At 48.3% G+C, this 17,985-nt stretch carries 11 protein-coding genes and 1 riboswitch; of the genes, 7 read left to right on the top strand and 4 right to left on the bottom strand.

Features of this window, described 5'->3' with window-relative positions; translation table 11 throughout:
• Positions 1-81 precede the first annotated feature (81 nt).
• From HXT29_RS00330 to HXT29_RS00340, 3 genes are all read left to right on the top strand, one after another.
• Complete coding sequence (locus tag HXT29_RS00330) at positions 82-1,095, top strand: ribose-phosphate diphosphokinase (protein ID WP_004107531.1); 1,014 nt, start codon at positions 82-84, stop codon at positions 1,093-1,095.
• Between the two features lie 103 nt (positions 1,096-1,198).
• Positions 1,199-1,537, top strand: a complete 339-nt coding sequence (locus HXT29_RS00335) for an ACT domain-containing protein (protein ID WP_004107532.1) — start codon at positions 1,199-1,201, stop codon at positions 1,535-1,537.
• A gap of 38 nt (positions 1,538-1,575) precedes the next feature.
• Positions 1,576-2,940 (top strand): PFL family protein, encoded by a 1,365-nt coding sequence (locus HXT29_RS00340; RefSeq protein ID WP_032842559.1) that lies wholly within the window; start codon positions 1,576-1,578, stop codon positions 2,938-2,940.
• Positions 2,941-3,058: 118 nt separating this feature from the next.
• On the opposite strand, the gene HXT29_RS00345 is transcribed toward HXT29_RS00340, so the two are convergent.
• The 3 genes from HXT29_RS00345 to HXT29_RS00355 form a co-directional block, all read right to left on the bottom strand.
• A complete protein-coding gene (locus tag HXT29_RS00345) occupies positions 3,059-3,871 on the bottom strand; it encodes a hypothetical protein (protein ID WP_064340229.1) in 813 nt (270 codons plus the stop codon).
• Between the two features lie 129 nt (positions 3,872-4,000).
• Positions 4,001-4,996: an A/G-specific adenine glycosylase gene (locus HXT29_RS00350; RefSeq protein ID WP_174143288.1), complete on the bottom strand. Its 996-nt coding sequence runs from the start codon at positions 4,994-4,996 to the stop codon at positions 4,001-4,003.
• A 33-nt stretch (positions 4,997-5,029) separates the two neighbouring features.
• Positions 5,030-5,731 carry a tRNA (cytidine(34)-2'-O)-methyltransferase gene (locus HXT29_RS00355; RefSeq protein WP_004109264.1) on the bottom strand — a complete coding sequence of 234 codons (702 nt, stop codon included), beginning with the start codon at positions 5,729-5,731 and terminating at the stop codon, positions 5,030-5,032.
• Positions 5,732-6,042: 311 nt separating this feature from the next.
• Between HXT29_RS00355 and rpoB the strand changes: the two genes are divergently transcribed.
• The 3 genes from rpoB to thiD all read left to right on the top strand — a co-directional run bounded on the left by rpoB (position 6,043) and on the right by thiD (position 15,100).
• Positions 6,043-9,591 (top strand): DNA-directed RNA polymerase subunit beta, encoded by a 3,549-nt coding sequence (gene rpoB / locus HXT29_RS00360; RefSeq protein ID WP_032835542.1) that lies wholly within the window; start codon positions 6,043-6,045, stop codon positions 9,589-9,591.
• A 69-nt stretch (positions 9,592-9,660) separates the two neighbouring features.
• The gene (locus HXT29_RS00365; RefSeq protein ID WP_004118670.1) at positions 9,661-13,680 is read left to right on the top strand and encodes a DNA-directed RNA polymerase subunit beta'; all 4,020 of its coding nucleotides are present in this window, start codon (positions 9,661-9,663) and stop codon (positions 13,678-13,680) included.
• Between the two features lie 499 nt (positions 13,681-14,179).
• Entirely contained in the window at positions 14,180-15,100 is a 921-nt protein-coding gene (gene thiD / locus HXT29_RS00370) for a bifunctional hydroxymethylpyrimidine kinase/phosphomethylpyrimidine kinase (RefSeq protein ID WP_064340227.1), read from the top strand.
• A 156-nt stretch (positions 15,101-15,256) separates the two neighbouring features.
• On the opposite strand, the gene thiM is transcribed toward thiD, so the two are convergent.
• Positions 15,257-16,834 (bottom strand): hydroxyethylthiazole kinase, encoded by a 1,578-nt coding sequence (gene thiM / locus HXT29_RS00375; RefSeq protein WP_004107252.1) that lies wholly within the window; start codon positions 16,832-16,834, stop codon positions 15,257-15,259.
• Positions 16,824-16,935, bottom strand: a riboswitch (TPP riboswitch). Its footprint overlaps the gene before it by 11 nt.
• Before the next feature lie 195 nt (positions 16,936-17,130).
• Between thiM and HXT29_RS00380 the strand changes: the two genes are divergently transcribed.
• Positions 17,131-17,946, top strand: coding sequence for a hypothetical protein (locus HXT29_RS00380; RefSeq protein WP_116971157.1), 816 nt, complete (start codon positions 17,131-17,133; stop codon positions 17,944-17,946).
• Positions 17,947-17,985: the final 39 nt, after the last annotated feature.

Raw genomic sequence — 17,985 nt, forward strand, 5'->3', positions numbered from 1 at the left:
TTGTGTCGTACGAGGCGTACAGGCTGCTAAAATGGGAGGTGACTATGTCGCGTACACCAGTTTGCAAACGGGAAGGCAATTATGTCAATAATTCTTGAAGGCAATCCAAAAAAGCAGATGATGTTAGTTACGGGTCGTGCATACCCAGAGCTTGCTAATGAGACTGCACAGTATCTTGGTATTGATGTGCTTGAGACTACTGCCTACGATTTTGCGAATGGCGAAATGTATGTGCGCTTTACTCAGCCTGTTCGTGGCTCAGATGTGTTTGTGCTTCAGGCACATACGAATCCTATTAACAATTGGATTATGGAACAGCTGCTTATGGTCGATTCTTTGCGACGCGCATCTGCTCGCAGTATTAACGTGGTTGCACCGTTCTTTGGATATTCGCGTCAGGATAAAAAGCATCAGGGACGTGAGCCTATTACTGCTCGCCTCATGTTTGACTTATTCCGCGCTGCTGGCGCCACGCGCATTTTGACTGTCGACATGCACGCAACTCAGGAGCAAGGTTTCTTTGATGGTCCTGTTGACCATTTGACTGCGATGCCTGTGCTTATTGATTATGTGCGTAATTCTATGAAGCTCGACAACGCAACTATTGTTTCTCCTGATGCGGGGCGAATTAAAGTCTCTGAGCAATGGGCTGCAAAACTCGGAGATTTACCTCTTGCTTTTATTCATAAAACGCGCGATATTACTCGTCCAAATCATGCTGAAGCTCATGGCATTATCGGTGAGATTAAAGGACGCGATTGCATTGTTGTTGACGACATGATTGATACTGCTGGCACTATTTGCGAAGCTGTACGCACTTTGCGTGAGGCTGGAGCAAAATCTGTTACTTTGGTTGCAACGCATGCTTTGCTTTCTGGACCTGCTGTTGAGCGTTTGAAAGCTGCTGGAGTTCGCGAGATCATTGTGACGGATACAGTTCCTGTGCCTGAAGAGAAGCGTCTTGATAATATGACGGTTCTTTCGATTGCGCCGCTTCTTGCTGCTGGTATTCGTTCCGTGTTCCGCTCTGGATCGCTTGTGTCGCTTCGCAACGCACTTCCGGAAGATATGAAACAGCATAATATTTACGCATAAAGCGCATAAAACGTACAATATATAAAACAAATAACCGCATAATTCGTGTAACTGCATAAGCTTTATGCATTAACGTACGGGTTCAAAACGGCAGGAGGCAAATATGGTCGCCAATAACACAACAGCAGTTGCAGAAAATAATGAATCGCAAGAAGCGTTGCAATCTGATGCTTCCAGAGCGATTATTACCGTTGTCGGCTGCGATACCGTTGGTATTATTGCAAAAGTTACTTCGCATGCTGCCGAGCATAATGTAAATATTTTGAATATTTCTCAAACAATTGTCGACGGATTCTTCAACATGATGATGATTGTTGACGTGTCTACTGTTGATTGCGAATTTGGCGACTTTGCTGCAGGATTAGAAACGCTAGGAGACGAAATTGGCGTGCGTATTCGCTGCCAGCGTAGCAATATTTTCACTGCAATGCACAGAATCTAAAATCCGCAGCAATCTAAGTAAATGTAAGGAAGTACACAATGCTCAACCTGATGGAAGTAAGCGAAACTAATTCGATGATTGAGCAAGAACAGCTCGACGTTCGCACAATCACCATGGGAATCAACCTGCTAGATTGCGCTTGCGAAAACTTGCAGGACGTTTGTTGTAAAGTTGAAGCAAAAATCACACGTCTTGCGAAAGATTTAGTAAAAACCGGCAACGATATTTCGCGCGACTACGGAATTCCAATTGTAAACAAGCGAATTACCGTAACTCCAATTTCGCTTGTTGGAGCGTCATCTTGTAAAAAGCCTGAAGATTTTGTGCAAATTGCGCACGCATTAGACAGAGCAGCACACACTGTTGGAGTTGATTTAATTGGTGGGTATTCGGCGCTTCCTGCAAAGTCGATGACTGCAGCAGACCGCATGCTTATTGAGTCGCTTCCACAAGCCTTAAGTGAGACGGAAATTGTGTGCTCGTCTGTGAACGTCGGCTCGACGCGAACTGGTATAGACATGGATTGCGTAGAGCTGCTCGGACGCACGATTAAAAAGATCGCTGAAGCTACAGCTGGAAACGATTCTTACGGTTGTGTTAAATTCGTGGCTTTTTGCAATGCTCCGGACGACAATCCGTTCATGGCAGGCGGCTTCCATGGTGTAACTGAAGGCGATGCTGTGATCAATGTTGGCGTGTCTGGTCCTGGCGTTGTTTCGAGTGCACTCGATGCTGCTAGAGGAAAAGACTTTGCTTTTCTATGCGAAACTATTAAGCGCACTGCGTTTAAGATTACTCGTGTAGGTCAGTTGGTTGCGCAAGAGGCTTCTCGTAGGCTTGGTGTGCCGTTTGGAATTATAGACTTGTCGCTTGCTCCAACTCCTGCAGTTGGCGATTCTGTTGGCGAAGTGCTTGAGAAAATCGGTTTGGACCAGGTTGGTGCTCCTGGCACAACTGCTGCGCTCGCTATGCTGAACGATCAAGTTAAGAAGGGCGGCATTATGGCAAGTAGCTATGTTGGCGGTCTTTCTGGAGCGTTTATACCCGTTTCGGAAGATGCAAATATGATTGCTGCTGCGAAGTCTGGCTGCTTGACTATTGAAAAGCTTGAAGCAATGACATGCGTTTGCTCAGTCGGTCTTGACATGATTGCGATTCCTGGAAATACTTCCGCTGCAACGATTTCTGGCATGATTGCGGATGAATCTGCAATCGGCATGATTAATCAAAAAACTACCGCTGTGCGAATTATTCCAGTAATTGGAAAAGGTGTAGGCGAAATGGCGAACTTCGGCGGATTAATGGGATATGCGCCGATTATGCCAGTAAACCAAACAAGCTGCGAAGCTTTCGTAACTCGCGGCGGACGTATTCCTGCTCCAGTACACAGCTTCAAGAATTAGCTACGTTTCGACTTGCTTTCGTGCTTTGCGGGCACAAGCGTCGCGTCTGGCTTTAATTTTGATGCGCAAGTTGTTACTAGCTTTTAGTACGAGCGCATTTTGTACGGTATGCTAGCGATTATTGCACGTTAATTAGCACAGGTTCGCTATGCAAACCTTGTACTCGTTTGTGCTCAATGCGTAAAACGTAAGTTCCGCGATTCACTTTTGGCAAATCCTCATCAGCGGTGCAGCCTTTGCCGGAAGTGGAATTAGTGTTCCAAGTAATTTTCTTCTCAAAATGGTCGCCTTTTGCCATAAGAAGAGGTTTCAAAGGCATATCGCATACGTCTGAACGCCATACTGCATGGGATAAGTAGTCAACGCTCTTACTGGAGTCTTTAAAGTCTTTGCTGTCTTTGCTATTTTTGCTGTCTTGATTATTTTTCTTTTTATTATCTTTAGTTGTTTGCTTACCTTGCGTAACTTCTTCACTACTATTAATCGTTAAAACAGCATTCATATCCGATGCGTCAATAAGGCAAGAAGAGTTTCCTTCGTACACAAATCGTTCTGTCAATTCAACGCTACCGCCCATGGGAACAGTTTGTGACTTAGTAGAAAGCTCAAGACGAATATCTTTAGCAGTGCAATGAGGTGTTAAGCCAACAGGACGAGGGTCTGGCACTGGTTGACGAACAATAGTAACTTCATGGCCAGCAATCGCTTTACCAATAGCAGCAATACCCTTACTCAAGCTAATAACGCAAAATATGACCAGCATAATCAAAAGCAACAAAGCAATACCAACAACAATTCTGCGGCGACGATACATTTTTCGTTTTGCTGCACTCATGTTGCGTACGGGCTTACGCACGGGTTTGCGCATCGGGTTGCGAAATGATGTTGCACTCGCATTGCGATGCGGTTTACGTGGTGACGTAGTTGGCATTGACATATTTACCATTGTAATACATAAGTCGATGAGATGAACTGTACTCACTACACAAGGTAGACTAACATACAAAGTAATTAAGTTGTTAATTAAAGAGTTACAAAAGCAGCGTAATTAGTTAGTTACTTAAGGTAGTGCTAAAGTGCCATCCGGCAATATAGTGATAAGACTGTCATGATCGAGCGAAGCAATGCATTTGTCAAGTTGCGTTTGATTCGACCATAAATTGTTGATCTCGCAACGTTGCAATACCTGCTGTTTTTTATGTGCTTCACGCAATGCCTGCAAAATAATGCCGCGCACTTGCCGATTAGTGCCGGCAAAATGTTGCTGTGGGCGGGTATGGTGGCCAAGACCTGGAAATCCAGCAGCTTTGAAACGGCACCATGTTTGCAAAGGGCATGTAGTGCATTGCGGAGATCGTGCTGTGCAAATGGTAGCACCAATTTCCATAATTGCCTGATTCCAAATGGATGAAGTGCAAGTAGTGTTGGTGGTGTTAGTAGCGTTAGCAGTGGCAGTAGTAACATGATTATCTTCCGGCAATACTGCTGCAGCAAGCTCGCGGTCAGATTGCGTTGTGCTGCCACCATGCGATTCAGTTCCAGTAAAAGCGCGCATAAGTACGCGGCGAATATTTGTATCAATCACCGCAATGTGCTTGCCATAAGCAAAGCTGAGTATTGCACTTGCTGTGTAATCGCCTACACCTGGCAAGGCAATAAGTTCTTCATAGGTGCATGGCAGCTTATTGCGATATGTTGTTGCTACAACTTGAGCACAAGATTGTAAACGTAACGCGCGTCGAGGGTAGCCGAGGCGACCCCAAGCTGTAATAATTTCAGCACTCGTAGCGTGAGCTAGTGATTGTGCATCTGGCCAAGTTTGCATCCAAGTGAGCCAATAGGGTACAACGCGGCTCATTTGCGTTTGCTGGCTCATTACTTCACACACAAGCACACCCCAAGGGGTAGTGTGCCCAAACCTCCAAGGCAAATCGCGTGCACAACTATGCCAAAAAAATGCAACATTATCGCGCGTAAGTGTTGCCAATTCGCGCAATGGCTGAGAAGTTTCTTCGGTGAGATGTTCTTCGGGAAGAGATTGTGAATCTTGCTGCATGCTTAATTATGTAAACGTCGTATGCTTTTGTGATTACTTTCCGCCTGTAAAACCGAGTTGCCTCCACGCTTCATACACTGCAATAGAAGCGCAATTTGTAAGATTCAAACTACGAAGTGACGGGCGCATAGGAAGACGCACCTGCTCTGCAACGTGTGGACCAGCCATAACATCCATTGGATCAGGAATATCTCCTGGTTCTGGTCCAAAAAGCAGAATATCGTTCGGCTTATATTCAATTTCAGTGTAAAGTTTCGTAGCATTCGCAGTAAACGCAATAATTCGCGAATTTGGCATTGACTCAACTAAATTCTCAAAATTTGGGTGCAAAACAACGTGAGCCATATCGTGATAATCCAAGCCTGCGCGACGTAATTTAGTATCGTGCAAATTAAAACCAAGCGGCTCAACCAAATGCAAAATAGTGCCAGTTACAGCGCAAAGTCGAATTGCGGAACCTGTATTTCCTGGAATACGAGGGGAGTAGAAGCAGAGGTGAGGAGTGTGCGTTTCTGCGCGCGCGGCATCGTCGGCGCTGAGCATTGCGTCCATAACGCTAATCGGATTTCCGTGAGCGTCGGTTACAAGCTCGTCTGGACCATAGTTTGACTTGCGGTAGCCGTACTCGTACATTTGCTCTACGCGGCTTGCTGCTGCTTTGTGTGCTTCGGTTTGTGCTTCGGTTTGCTTTTTGGTTTTGGCTGCTGCTTCTTGCGTATTCTCGCTGTTATTCATGCTATTCCTTAGCTTTTTAAGTATCTTTACGTAACTTCGTAATCGTAACGTATTTAGTTTACTCGCAACTTGCACATTACTATTGCGAGCGTTCGTTATTAGTGGGGAAAAGTCCGGAGTTTTTGGTAGAGTAGACAGACTGTGTAAGGTGTGTCATATAGCGGGCATGCTCATGGAACCGAAGAAGGCGCCCGCGCATCGCAACTTGCTTATTTGGCAGTTTCGTTTGCCGCGATTTTCTTTAGTTTTTCAAAGATTAAATAGTTAACTAGCGAGTGATAAAGGAACGTCCATTGGCTGCTGAACAAGCTATGACGAGCACCACGAAAGTCATCGCACGTGCTGACGAACATGATATTAAGTTGCATAAAGCGTCAGATCGTGTGAATTTTGGCTCCATTTGTGAGCCTATTGATGTGCCATACCTCCTCGGCGTGCAAACCGACAGCTTTGATTGGTTGATCGGCTCTGAACGCTGGAAGAAGCGCGTTGCAGAAGATGAAGCAAACGGAACTCACACCGTGCCTCATGTCTCTGGTCTCGACGAAGTCTTCCAGGAGATTTCCCCAATTGAGAACTTTGCTGAGACGATGAGCCTCACATTCTCTGATCCATACTTTGAAGAGCCACGTCACACTGTGCTCGAGTGCAAGGAAAAGGATTACACCTATTCTGCTCCACTTTATGTGAATGCTGAGTTTGAAAACGGCGAAACTGGCGAAATTAAGAGCCAGACTGTCTTCATGGGTGATTTCCCATTGCAAACTCCTCACGGCACATTCATTATTGGTGGCACCGAGCGAGTAATCGTTTCGCAGCTTGTGCGCTCCCCAGGCGTGTACTTCGATCGTACACAAGATCGCACTTCCGACAAGGATGTTTTCGGTGCGAAGATTATCCCAAGCCGTGGTGCATGGTTGGAGTTTGAGATCGACAAGCGTGACGTTTTAGGCGTTCGCGTTGACCGCAAGCGTAAGCAGTCTGCAATCGTATTCCTTATGGCTATTGGCATGACGAAAGACGAAATTGCAGATGCTTTCCAAGGCTATCCACTTGTTTTGGATGCGCTCGCAAAAGAGCCTATCGAAACGCAAGACGATGCACTTACCGATTTGTATCGTAAGATTCGCCCTGCAGATACTGCAACTCCAGAAGCTGGTCGCAATCTTCTCGATTCCTTCTACTTCAACACAAAGCGTTACGATTTGGCTCGCGTTGGTCGCTATAAGATCAACCGCAAGCTCGGTATTGAAGCAGATTACAGCGATCGCAGCTTGAATCGCGAAGATATTATCGCAACTATTAAGTACTTGGTAACGTTGCATTCTGGCGAAAAAACCTTCCCAGGTAAGCGCGACGGTCAAGACGTACAGTTGCGCGTTGACGTTGACGATATCGATCATTTCGGCAACCGTCGTATTCGTCAGGTTGGCGAGCTTGTGCAGAATCAGCTTCGTACCGGCTTAAGCCGCATGGAGCGTGTTGTGCGCGAACGTATGACAACTCAGGATGCAGAGGCAATTACTCCTCAGTCCTTGATTAACATTCGTCCAGTAAACGCAACTATTAAGGAATTCTTCGGAACTTCCCAGCTCAGCCAGTTTATGGATCAAAACAATCCTTTGGCAGGCGTTACGAACAAGCGTCGTCTTTCCGCACTTGGTCCTGGTGGTCTTTCTCGCGATCGCGCTTCTATGGAAGTTCGAGACGTGCACCCATCCCACTTCGGACGTATGTGCCCAATCGAATCCCCAGAAGGTCCAAACATCGGTCTTATCGGTTCTTTGGCAACCTTCGGACGCATCAATCCATTCGGCTTCATCGAAACCCCATACCGCAAGGTTGTGAATGGTCACGTAACTAATGAAGTCGAATACATGACTGCAGACCGCGAAGCCGAGCACGTTATTGCTCAAGCAAACCAGGAACTCGACGAAAACGGCAACTTCGTTGGCACTCAAGCACTTGCTCGCGTGGACGAAGAAGAAGCAGTCGATGTGCCTGTAAGCACTGTAGATTACATGGACGTTTCCCCACGTCAGATGGTTTCTCTCGGCGCTTCCTTGATTCCATTCTTGGAGCACGATGAAGGCCACCGCGCATTGATGGGTACGAACATGCAGCGTCAGGCTGTGCCGCTTATTAAGTCGGAGCGACCACTTGTTGGTACCGGTTCTGAATGGCGTGCAGCAGTTGATTCTGGCGACGTAATCTTGGCTGAAAAGCCGGGCGTAGTAACTTACGTTTCTGCAGATATTATTCGCGTTATGAACGACGATGGAACTCAGTCCAGCTACAAGCTTTCAAAGTTCCAGCGTTCTAACCAGACTACTTGCTACAACCAAGTGCCGCTTATTAAAGATGGCGAGCGCGTTGAAACTGGTACAGTTTTGGCAGACGGTCCTGCAACCGAAAAGGGCGAACTTGCATTGGGTAAGAATTTGCTCGTTGCATTCATGCCTTGGAACGGTTACAACTACGAGGATGCTGTGATTATTTCCCAGCGTCTTGTGCAAGACGATACGCTTTCTTCTATTCACATTGAAGAATACGAAATCGACGCTCGCGAAACCAAGCTTGGTTCCGAAGAGATTACTCGTGACTTGCCAAACGTTGGCGAAGATGCGATTGCAAATCTCGACGAGCGCGGCATTATTCGTATTGGCGCTGAAGTCGAAGCTGGCGATATTTTGGTTGGTAAGGTAACTCCTAAGGGCGAAACCGAGCTTACTCCAGAAGAGCGTTTGCTCCGCGCAATCTTCGGCGAAAAGAGCCGCGAAGTGCGCGATACTTCTTTGCGCGTGCCACACGGCGAGACTGGTACTGTGATTGCAGTTAAGGAAATCACTCGTGAAGACGCTGAAGACGACGGTGACGAGCTTCCAAACGGCGTGAACCAAATGATTCGCGTTTACATTGCTCAGCATCGTAAGATTACGCAAGGCGATAAACTTTCCGGTCGTCACGGCAACAAGGGTGTTATTTCCCGTATTTTGCCAGAAGAAGATATGCCATTCTTGGCTGATGGTACTCCAGTTGACATCATGCTTAACCCGTTGGGTGTGCCTTCTCGAATGAACTTGGGTCAGGTGCTCGAGCTTCACTTGGGTTGGATTGCTCACGCTGGCTGGGATATTAACTTGGATCCAGACTTGGAAGCAGCTTGGAAGAAGTACGTGCCGCAAGGTGCTGAGCATGGCGATCCATGCACTCCAGTTGCAACGCCAGTATTCGACGGCGTGCGACCAGAAACTTTGAAGGGCTTGCTTTCTACAACACTCGCAAATCGCGATGGTGACAAGCTTGTTGGCTCTGACGGTAAGGCAACCTTATTCGACGGTCGTACTGGTGAGCCATTCCCGAAGCCAATTTCTGTGGGCTACATGTACATTTTGAAGCTGCATCACTTGGTTGATGATAAGATTCACGCACGTTCCACTGGTCCTTACTCCATGATTACCCAGCAGCCGTTGGGTGGTAAGGCTCAGTTCGGCGGTCAGCGCTTCGGCGAAATGGAAGTGTGGGCGCTCGAGGCTTACGGTGCTGCTTACACATTGCACGAAATGATGACTACGAAGTCTGATGACGTCGACGGTCGTGTGCGCGTGTACGGTGCTATCGTCAAGGGCGATAACCTGCCACCAGCTGGCATTCCTGAATCATTCAAGGTGTTGCTTAAGGAAATGCAGTCGCTTTCGCTTAATGTTGAGGTGTTGAACGCTGAAGGCGTCGCAATCGACATGAAGGATGAAGAGGACGACCCAGTTTCATCTTCCGACGATCTTGGCTTCAATATTGGCGCTCGACCAGATTCGTCCGCCAAGGAAGATCAGATTGCTGTTGAACCTGAATACCAGTGATTCGGTAACGAACACACTTTAAGAAATTAAGAAACGTTAAAAACAATTTCATGAGACAGGACGATAAGAGTGCTGGACGTCAACGCATTTGACAAACTGAGGATTGGACTGGCAACCGCCGAAGATATCCGTAGCTGGAGCCACGGCGAAGTAAAGAAGCCAGAAACCATTAATTACCGTACCCTAAAGCCAGAGAAGGACGGTCTGTTCGGTGAGCAGATCTTCGGTCCAACTCGCGATTGGGAGTGCGCATGCGGCAAGTATAAGCGCGTGCGCTTTAAGGGAATCGTGTGCGAACGATGCGGCGTAGAAGTTACCCGCAGTCGCGTTCGCCGCGAACGCATGGGTCATATTGAGCTTGCAGCTCCGGTAACGCACATTTGGTTCTTCAAGGGTGTGCCAAGCCGTTTGGGCTACTTGCTCGACATTGCACCTAAGGATCTTGAAAAAGTAATCTACTTCGCAGCCTACATGGTTACGAAAGTCGACGAAGAGCAGCGTCACCAAGATCTTCCAGATTTGCAAGACGAATTCGATACAGAAATCGGCAACCTTCGCAAGCGTCGTGATAACGAAATTGAAGCGCGCGCTAAGAAAGTTGAAGAAGACTTGCATGAGCTGGAAGAATCTGGCGAAGGCAAAGGTGCTGCAAGATCTAAGTTGCGTGCTAGTGCAGAACGCGAAATGTCTGCTATTCGTACTCGCTATGACGAGCAAATTCAGCGTTTGAACGCCGTATTTGATCGTTTCAAGGGCTTGCGTGCCGGCGATATGGAAGGCGACGTTGACTTGTGGCGCGAGATGGAAGATCGCTATGGCGATTACTTCGAAGGCTGCATGGGTGCTGAAGCTATTAAGAAGCGTTTGCAAGATTTCGATTTGAAGTCTGCTGCCGAAGAACTTCGCGCAGAAATTGACAACGGAACCGGTCAGCGCAAGGCTCGCGCTTTGAAACGACTGAAGGTTGTAAACGCGTTCTTGACTACTGGAAACAAGCCAGAAGCTATGGTTTTGGACGTAATTCCAGTAATCCCACCAGACTTGCGACCAATGGTTCAGCTTGATGGTGGTCGTTTTGCAACTTCCGATTTGAACGATTTGTACCGTCGTGTAATCAACCGTAACAACCGTTTGAAGCGACTTATTGAGCTTGGTGCTCCTGAGATTATGCTTAATAACGAAAAGCGCATGCTTCAGGAAGCAGTCGACTCACTCTTCGACAACGGTCGCCGCGGACGCCCAGTAACCGGCGCATCCAACCGACCATTAAAGTCGCTTTCCGACATGCTTAAAGGTAAGCAAGGCCGATTCCGCCAGAACTTGCTTGGTAAGCGTGTTGATTACTCTGGTCGTTCCGTAATCGTCGTTGGTCCAAGCCTTCGCATGCATCAGTGCGGTTTGCCAAAGCCAATGGCATTGGAGCTTTTTAAGCCGTTCGTTATTAAGCGTTTGGTGGATCAGGGCTTCGCTCAGAATATGAAGAGCGCAAAGCGTCTGGTTGACCGTGGCGACTCCGAAGTTTGGGGCGTTTTGGAAGAAGTTATTTCCGAACATCCTGTGCTTCTTAACCGCGCACCTACACTTCACCGCTTGGGTATTCAAGCATTCGAGCCGATTTTGGTTGAAGGTAAAGCAATCCACCTGCCGCCACTTGCCTGTGCAGCATTCAACGCAGACTTCGATGGTGACCAGATGGCAGTGCATCTTCCGCTTTCTGCAGAAGCTCAAGCGGAAGCGCGCACTTTGATGATGGCTTCCGACAATATCTTGAAGCCAGCAGACGGTCACACCGTGACTATGCCTTCTCAGGATATGATTCTGGGTCTTTACTACTTGTCTACCGTAATTGACGGAGCAAAAGGTCAGGGCCGAATCTTCTCCTCGCTTGCTGAAGCTGAAATGGCTCTCGACAAGCATGAGATTGATATGCAAGCTAAGGTGCTGATTCGAGTTCCTGCAGACTTCGTATTGCCAAAGAATTGGGAGCCTGCTGAGCTTAAGGTTGTTGACCCTGAGCCAGGCAGCCCAGACGTTGTGCGCGAAGAGCGTTTTAAGGACGGGACTGTACTGTTTGCAACTTCTTGCGGACGCATTTTGTTCAACGGAACTTTGCCAGTCGACTATCCGTTCGTAAATGAGCAGGTGCCAAAGGGCGTACTTTCTAAGATCGTCGACGATATTGCAACCCGCTATTCTACAGCTCAAGTTGCAGCAACACTCGACGCTTTGAAGGATCTCGGCTTTACTCGCGCTCCTTGGTCTGGCGTAACGATGGCATTCTCTGACATTGTGCTTCCTCCAAATCGCGAGCAAATTGCGCAAGATTACGAGGATCAGGCTGCAAAAATCAACTCTCAATACGATATGGGTCTTCTTACAGACGAAGAGCGTCGTCAAGAGTTGATCAACTTGTGGACTGAATGCACCGACAAGGTTGCAGACGCAATGCGCGAAAACTTCCACGATGACAACAACGTGAACATCATGGTTCAGTCAGGCGCACGTGGTAACTGGATGCAGATTCGTCAGATTGCTGGTATGCGAGGCCTCGTGGCAAACCCTAAGGGCGAGATTATTCCTCGACCTGTTAAGTCAAACTACCGCGATGGTCTTTCCGTGTTGGAGTACTTCATCTCGCAGCACGGCGCTCGTAAGGGCTTGGCAGATACCGCACTTCGTACGGCAGAATCTGGCTACTTGACTCGTCGTCTTGTGGATGTTTCGCAGGAAGTAATCGTGCGTGAAGAAGATTGCGGCACTAAGCGCGGTCTTATGATGAAGATTGCTGATCGCGACGAAAACGGCAATTTGACGCTTGTTAAGGCTGCTGACGGTGGTCCATACTCGCGCTTGCTTGCTGCAGACGTAATTGATCCTGCTGACGGTACGACAGTTTTGGCAAAGTGTGGCGACGCGCTTTCTATGGACGTTTTGCGTGATTTGGTTGCTCACGGCGTTGAGGAAGTTAAGGCGCGTTCTGTGCTTACTTGCGAATCCAAGCGCGGCGTTTGCGCAAAGTGCTACGGCTGGTCCTTGGCTACAAGCCGACTCGTGGATGTTGGTGAGGCTGTTGGTATTGTTGCAGCACAGTCCATTGGTGAACCTGGTACGCAGCTTACGCTTCGTTCCTTCCACTCTGGTGGCGTCGCTTCGGCTTCTGATATTACTCAGGGTCTTCCTCGTGTTACGGAGCTTTTCGAGGCTCGTACTCCTAAGGGTGAGGCTCCAATCGCTGAGTTCCCAGGCGTTGTGAAGGTCGAGGATACTGATCACGGCCGTCAGGTGACTTTGACTCCAGACGACACTACGATTGATCCAATCGTTTACCCAGTGACTCGTCGTGCGCCAATGCTTGTAAAAGATGGCGACCATGTTGAGGTTGGTACGCAGCTGATTGAAGGTTCTGTGGATCCTAAGAAGATTCTGCGTATTCTTGGTCCGCGTGCGGCTCAGGTGAACATCGTGGAAGAAGTGCACAACGTGTACCGTTCTCAGGGTGTTGATATTCACGATAAGCACATTGAAGTTATTGTGCACCAGATGCTTCGCCGCATTACGGTGATCGATTCTGGCGATACGGATCTTCTTCCAGGTGAACTTGTGGATCAAGCAAAGTTCCGCGAGGCAAACTTGGCTGCTGTAAAGAACGGCGGAAAGCCTGCTGCTGGTCGACCAGAGCTTATGGGTATTACCAAGGCTTCTTTGGCTACGGATTCTTGGCTTTCTGCAGCATCGTTCCAGGAGACTACGCGTGTGCTTACTGAGGCCGCCTTGAGCCAGAAGGAAGATGACCTTAAGGGCTTGAAGGAGAATGTGATTATCGGTAAGCTCATCCCAGCTGGTACCGGTTTGGCACGTTACCGCAATGCTAGTGTGGAGCCGGATCCTCAGGTTCGCGACTCTATTTATCCGAACTTTGGTTTGGGCGGTGCAGATAGCACGCCTTCGAACTTCGGTGAGAGCGATATGGGCGATGTTGACTTCTCCAACATTGATTTTGGTGATATGAAGCTCGGCGACGACTTTAATCCAGATGACTTCCTTGACGATCAGGGTGGTCAGAGCGATTATGGCGACGAAGCTGAGTGATTGCGCTAATCTAATATAAAAATGGGGCTTCAAGCTTTCGGGCTTGAAGCTCTTTTTTGTTGCTGGCACAGTTGGCGCTCGCGTGGATTACGCGCTCGCTTACGAAACTCGCGTTGGAAGCCCACTGGACTTCCAACTTAAGCGAGTTTCCGCTCCGAGTTGCCTTCGCGCTAAATGGCAGCGCTCAGGCAGGTCGTCAGCGCACGCCAGTCACAACTTAGTTTCTAAAGCGCAACCACGCAACTCTGCCCTGCCTTCGTCAATCGAGACGAAGGTAGACCTCGCTTGCGTTGAAAGCACACTGTGCTTTCAACTCTGAGCAAGCTCGGCGCTCCGAGTTGCTTTCGCGCGCTAAATTGCAGCGCTCAAGCAGGTCGTCCGCTGCGTGAGTGTGATTTTGCCTACCTTCGGACACTGATGCAGAAAAGGGGGTACATATCACTGCGCTAGTAACGACCTACTTGAACACAAACGAGCGCGACGCAATATAATAAAAAATATGACGCTAGTATCAAGTAAGCAGAACGACTTGCAACATACGCAATCGCTTTCGCAGCAATCAAATCCAATCATTCCACGCGTGCTAAGCGTAGCTGGCACAGATCCGACAGGTGGAGCCGGAATACAGGCAGATCTTAAATCAATCATGGCGGCAGGCGGTTACGGCATGTGTATACCAACTAATCTTGTTGCGCAAAACACATGCGAGGTGCGCGAAGTATTCACGCCACCAGTAAGCTTTTTCCGCACACAACTTTCATGCGTGTACGACGACGTTACAGTTGATGCACTAAAAATCGGCATGCTCGGATGCACAGAATACATTGAAGCAATGCGAGACTGGATGCGTGATAATCCGGTTCCTGTAAGCGTTCTAGACCCAGTTATGATATCAACTTCCGGGAAGCGCTTGCTTGAGGCAAGTGCTGAAAATGCGATGCGAAACTTTATAAGCTGCGTTGATGTAGTGACGCCAAACGTGCCGGAATTGGCGGCTTTGTGCGAGTCAAGTGTTGCGGAAAATTTTGAGGAAGCTTGCAACCAGGCGCGCAAGTTGGCTGCAAAAAACAGCGTTGTTGTAATCGTAAAAGGTGGGCACTTAACTGGCGAAGACGTTGGAAATACTGCGGTTTTCCCGGATGGCTACGCAAGTCACGTACCAAGCGAACGAGTTGAAACAAGCACAACTCACGGAACTGGTTGCTCGCTTTCTTCTGCGCTTGCTACGAAAATTGGGCTTGCTTTGCGCGAGGGAAAGAATTTGAGTGATCACGATACTGTACTTCGCGCGCTTGAATGGTCAACGGCGTGGCTTCGTGAGGCGATTGCGGCTGGGAGTGAATTGCATGTTGGGCGCGGCGGCGAGCGCGGGCATGGACCGGTAAACCATTCCGTGCGCATCCTTCAGCAAACTGTGTGAACATCGAAGCTCTGTTCGTAAACAAATGCCGGGAATTTTCCGGCATTTGTTCCCAAAACCAGCCAACGCTCGCGCTTAAGCGAGTTTCCGCTCCGAGTTGCTTTCGCGCGCTACGCTCTAAGCGCGAAAGCAGGTCGTCGCGCACGCGTGCCAGTTTTACTCAGTAATCACGCTTTTAAGCTCGCGCGCAACTTTCCCAGCATCCTCAGCGCACATAAGCGCCGACACTGTGCAAACTCCGTCAAGCTCAAGACCGCGAATAGGGAACACCGTGTTCTCGTGAATTCCGCCAATTGCCAACGTTTTTACGCCCATAGAGTGCGCAACTTTCGCAACTTCGTTTACGCCTTCAACTCCCAGTGGAGGCACGTCGTGCGCTTTCGTATGCGTTTCAAAAGCTGCACCAATGCCAATCACATCCGGCAGTGGAACGTCGTTTTCTTTGCACTCGCGGTAAGCTTTCTCCATCAAATCCGGTCGAGCGCAAGAAAGCCCAACCATCCACTCTGCTGGCATCGCCTTTCGTGCCTCAACAAACGGCGTATCCTTTTGCCCAACGTGCAAGTTGAAACCAAGATGAGCTGCGCAATCAACATGATCGTCAATAAACACAGGCACATCGCCGTGTCCGGAATCAATAAGCGCGTGACGCAACTTCTTCGCCTTGGCCGAAATTTCAGCGTCATTGGAATACTTATCGCGCAATTGCACAACTGTAACTCCGCCTTCAACTGACTCTACTGCAACTTCTTCTTCCGGGCGATTTCCCATGCGCGGATCCGTTACCAAATACAGTGTCCAATCAACAGGCTCCACCGTAAACTCAATATTTGTCAAACTAAACATATCATTTACGCTAAGAGTTGAAAGCGCATCCATCCACAGTGTGCGGAAAGTGCCTGGAGCTGTGGTTTGGCGAGCTGCCCAAGTTCCAGCCGCTGCTGCGTGCACGTGCGCTGCAACAGTTGCTGCGAGCGGACGTTCCGGGTTTGCGCCAACGTATGCTGCAACTAACGCTCCCAAAGCGCAACCTGTTCCAACTACCTTAGTCATAGCTTTGTGGCCACCTGTTACGCGAGCTAAACATCCGTGAGCGTAAATCGCGTCTTTTTCTCCGGAAATTGCCACTACGGATCCGTATTTTTTAGCTAATTCGCGAGCAGCTTGAAGCGCGTCGTTTACGTTATCGTGAGAATCTACGCCTTTTCCGTTGCTTTCTTTGCCTGCAAGTGCCATTATTTCGGAAGCGTTTGCACGAATTACAGTAGGGTGGTGCTTAATAATTTCGTGTACAAAGCGCGCGCGAGGTGCAAGTGCTGGAACGCCGATTCCAACCGGGTCAAGCACCCACGGAGTATCAGCTTTTTCGCATCCTTCAACAGCTGCGCGCATGTATTCGGAAGTTTCTGGCTGATGGAATGTGCCAACGTTTATGAGCACGCCTGTGGCAATTTGCGCAAGTGCATGCGCTTCTTCTGGATCGGTTACCATAATTGGCGATGCTCCTGCAGCGAGCAGTGCGTTGGCTGTAATGTCTTGCACGATTACGTTCGTGATGCAATGGGTGAGTGGCTGCTGTGTGCGCACACGTTCGATGCATTGACGCACGTCGTTAAGGAACATACGTCGGCGTGCGCGTACAGAGAAGCATGTGTCGACTTGCGTTGTTGAGCTTGTGCAGTATTCGTTTGCTTCGTTGCAGGTATTTGTTTTTTCAGTGTTGCATGTTGTCATAATGTTTCCCTTCGCTAGCACTATCTAGATCAGGTTTTACGGATGTAATCTCAGCGCTTGACTTCACAATTTGTTGCAATTGCGCACTCCGAACCATCCTTCGACTATATCTTTTGTTCATGACTTACGCTCTTTTGCGTTAGTGTCTCATTTTGCTTGTTTCGCAGCACTTGCAGGAATCTACAAAAATCGCGCCGCATTTTTGCAACTTCTTCTACATATTTTTGCTTTCAACTGTGTAAACATAAATATAGTAAATAAAAAGTAGATTATAGAAGTTACGAAAGCGAGATAACATGGCAAACGATTCCATGCTAGAACAAAAGACTCCGCTCACAGCGCGCGAATACGCGACACGCACAGCAATACGCGCGATTGCAATCATCGCATCTGTTTATGGTATGACTGCTTCGTGGGAAGGCTTGATGACCTTCACTTATTTTACGAATCTTTCTAACCTTATGATTTGCGTAGCTCTTGCTGGATCGCTTTTGCTTGATACAGCTGCGTTTATGCGTGCTCGTAATTCTGCATGTTCCGCCGCACAGCAAGATTCCGCCGCACAGCAAGATTCTGCAGCATCTTGCGCATGGTTCGACTCAAAATCCAACGCTTGGTACATTTTCAAATTCATGATGACCATCTCAATTGCTGTCACATTCACTTTGTACCTGTGTTTCTTAGCACCTACCAATAAGCTTGGTTTTGTTGGCGCTTACATGAATAACGGATGCAGCAGCCTTTGCGTTCACGCAGTTGCGCCGCTTCTTGCAATCGCTGATTTTGTGCTTTTTGATTATCGTTTCCGCTCTACTCGCGCACATTTGTATGTTTCTACTGTTCCGCCTCTTGCTTATGTTGCTTATGCTGCTATGCTTAGCGAGTTTGCTGGTGTTCGTTGGGGTGTTCATGCAATGCGCGCGCCTTATAATTTCCTCAATTATGGCGCTCCTGCCGGCTGGTTCGGCTTTGCACCGCAAACTTTTAATGCCACTACTTTGGGCGTTGGTGTTGCGTATTTGTTAATTGTGTTTACTCTTATTTTTATTGGTGTCGGCAGTGTATTTCTTGCGCTTAAGGATGCTCGCGCTCGTGCAATATTAAAAGAATAGTATTGTTGCGCGCCACTATTGCCTAATTGCTAGAATTAA

This window comes from Gardnerella sp. DNF00550, assembly GCF_049262685.1.
In the GTDB taxonomy this organism is placed as follows: Bacteria; Actinomycetota; Actinomycetes; order Actinomycetales; family Bifidobacteriaceae; genus Bifidobacterium; species Bifidobacterium leopoldii.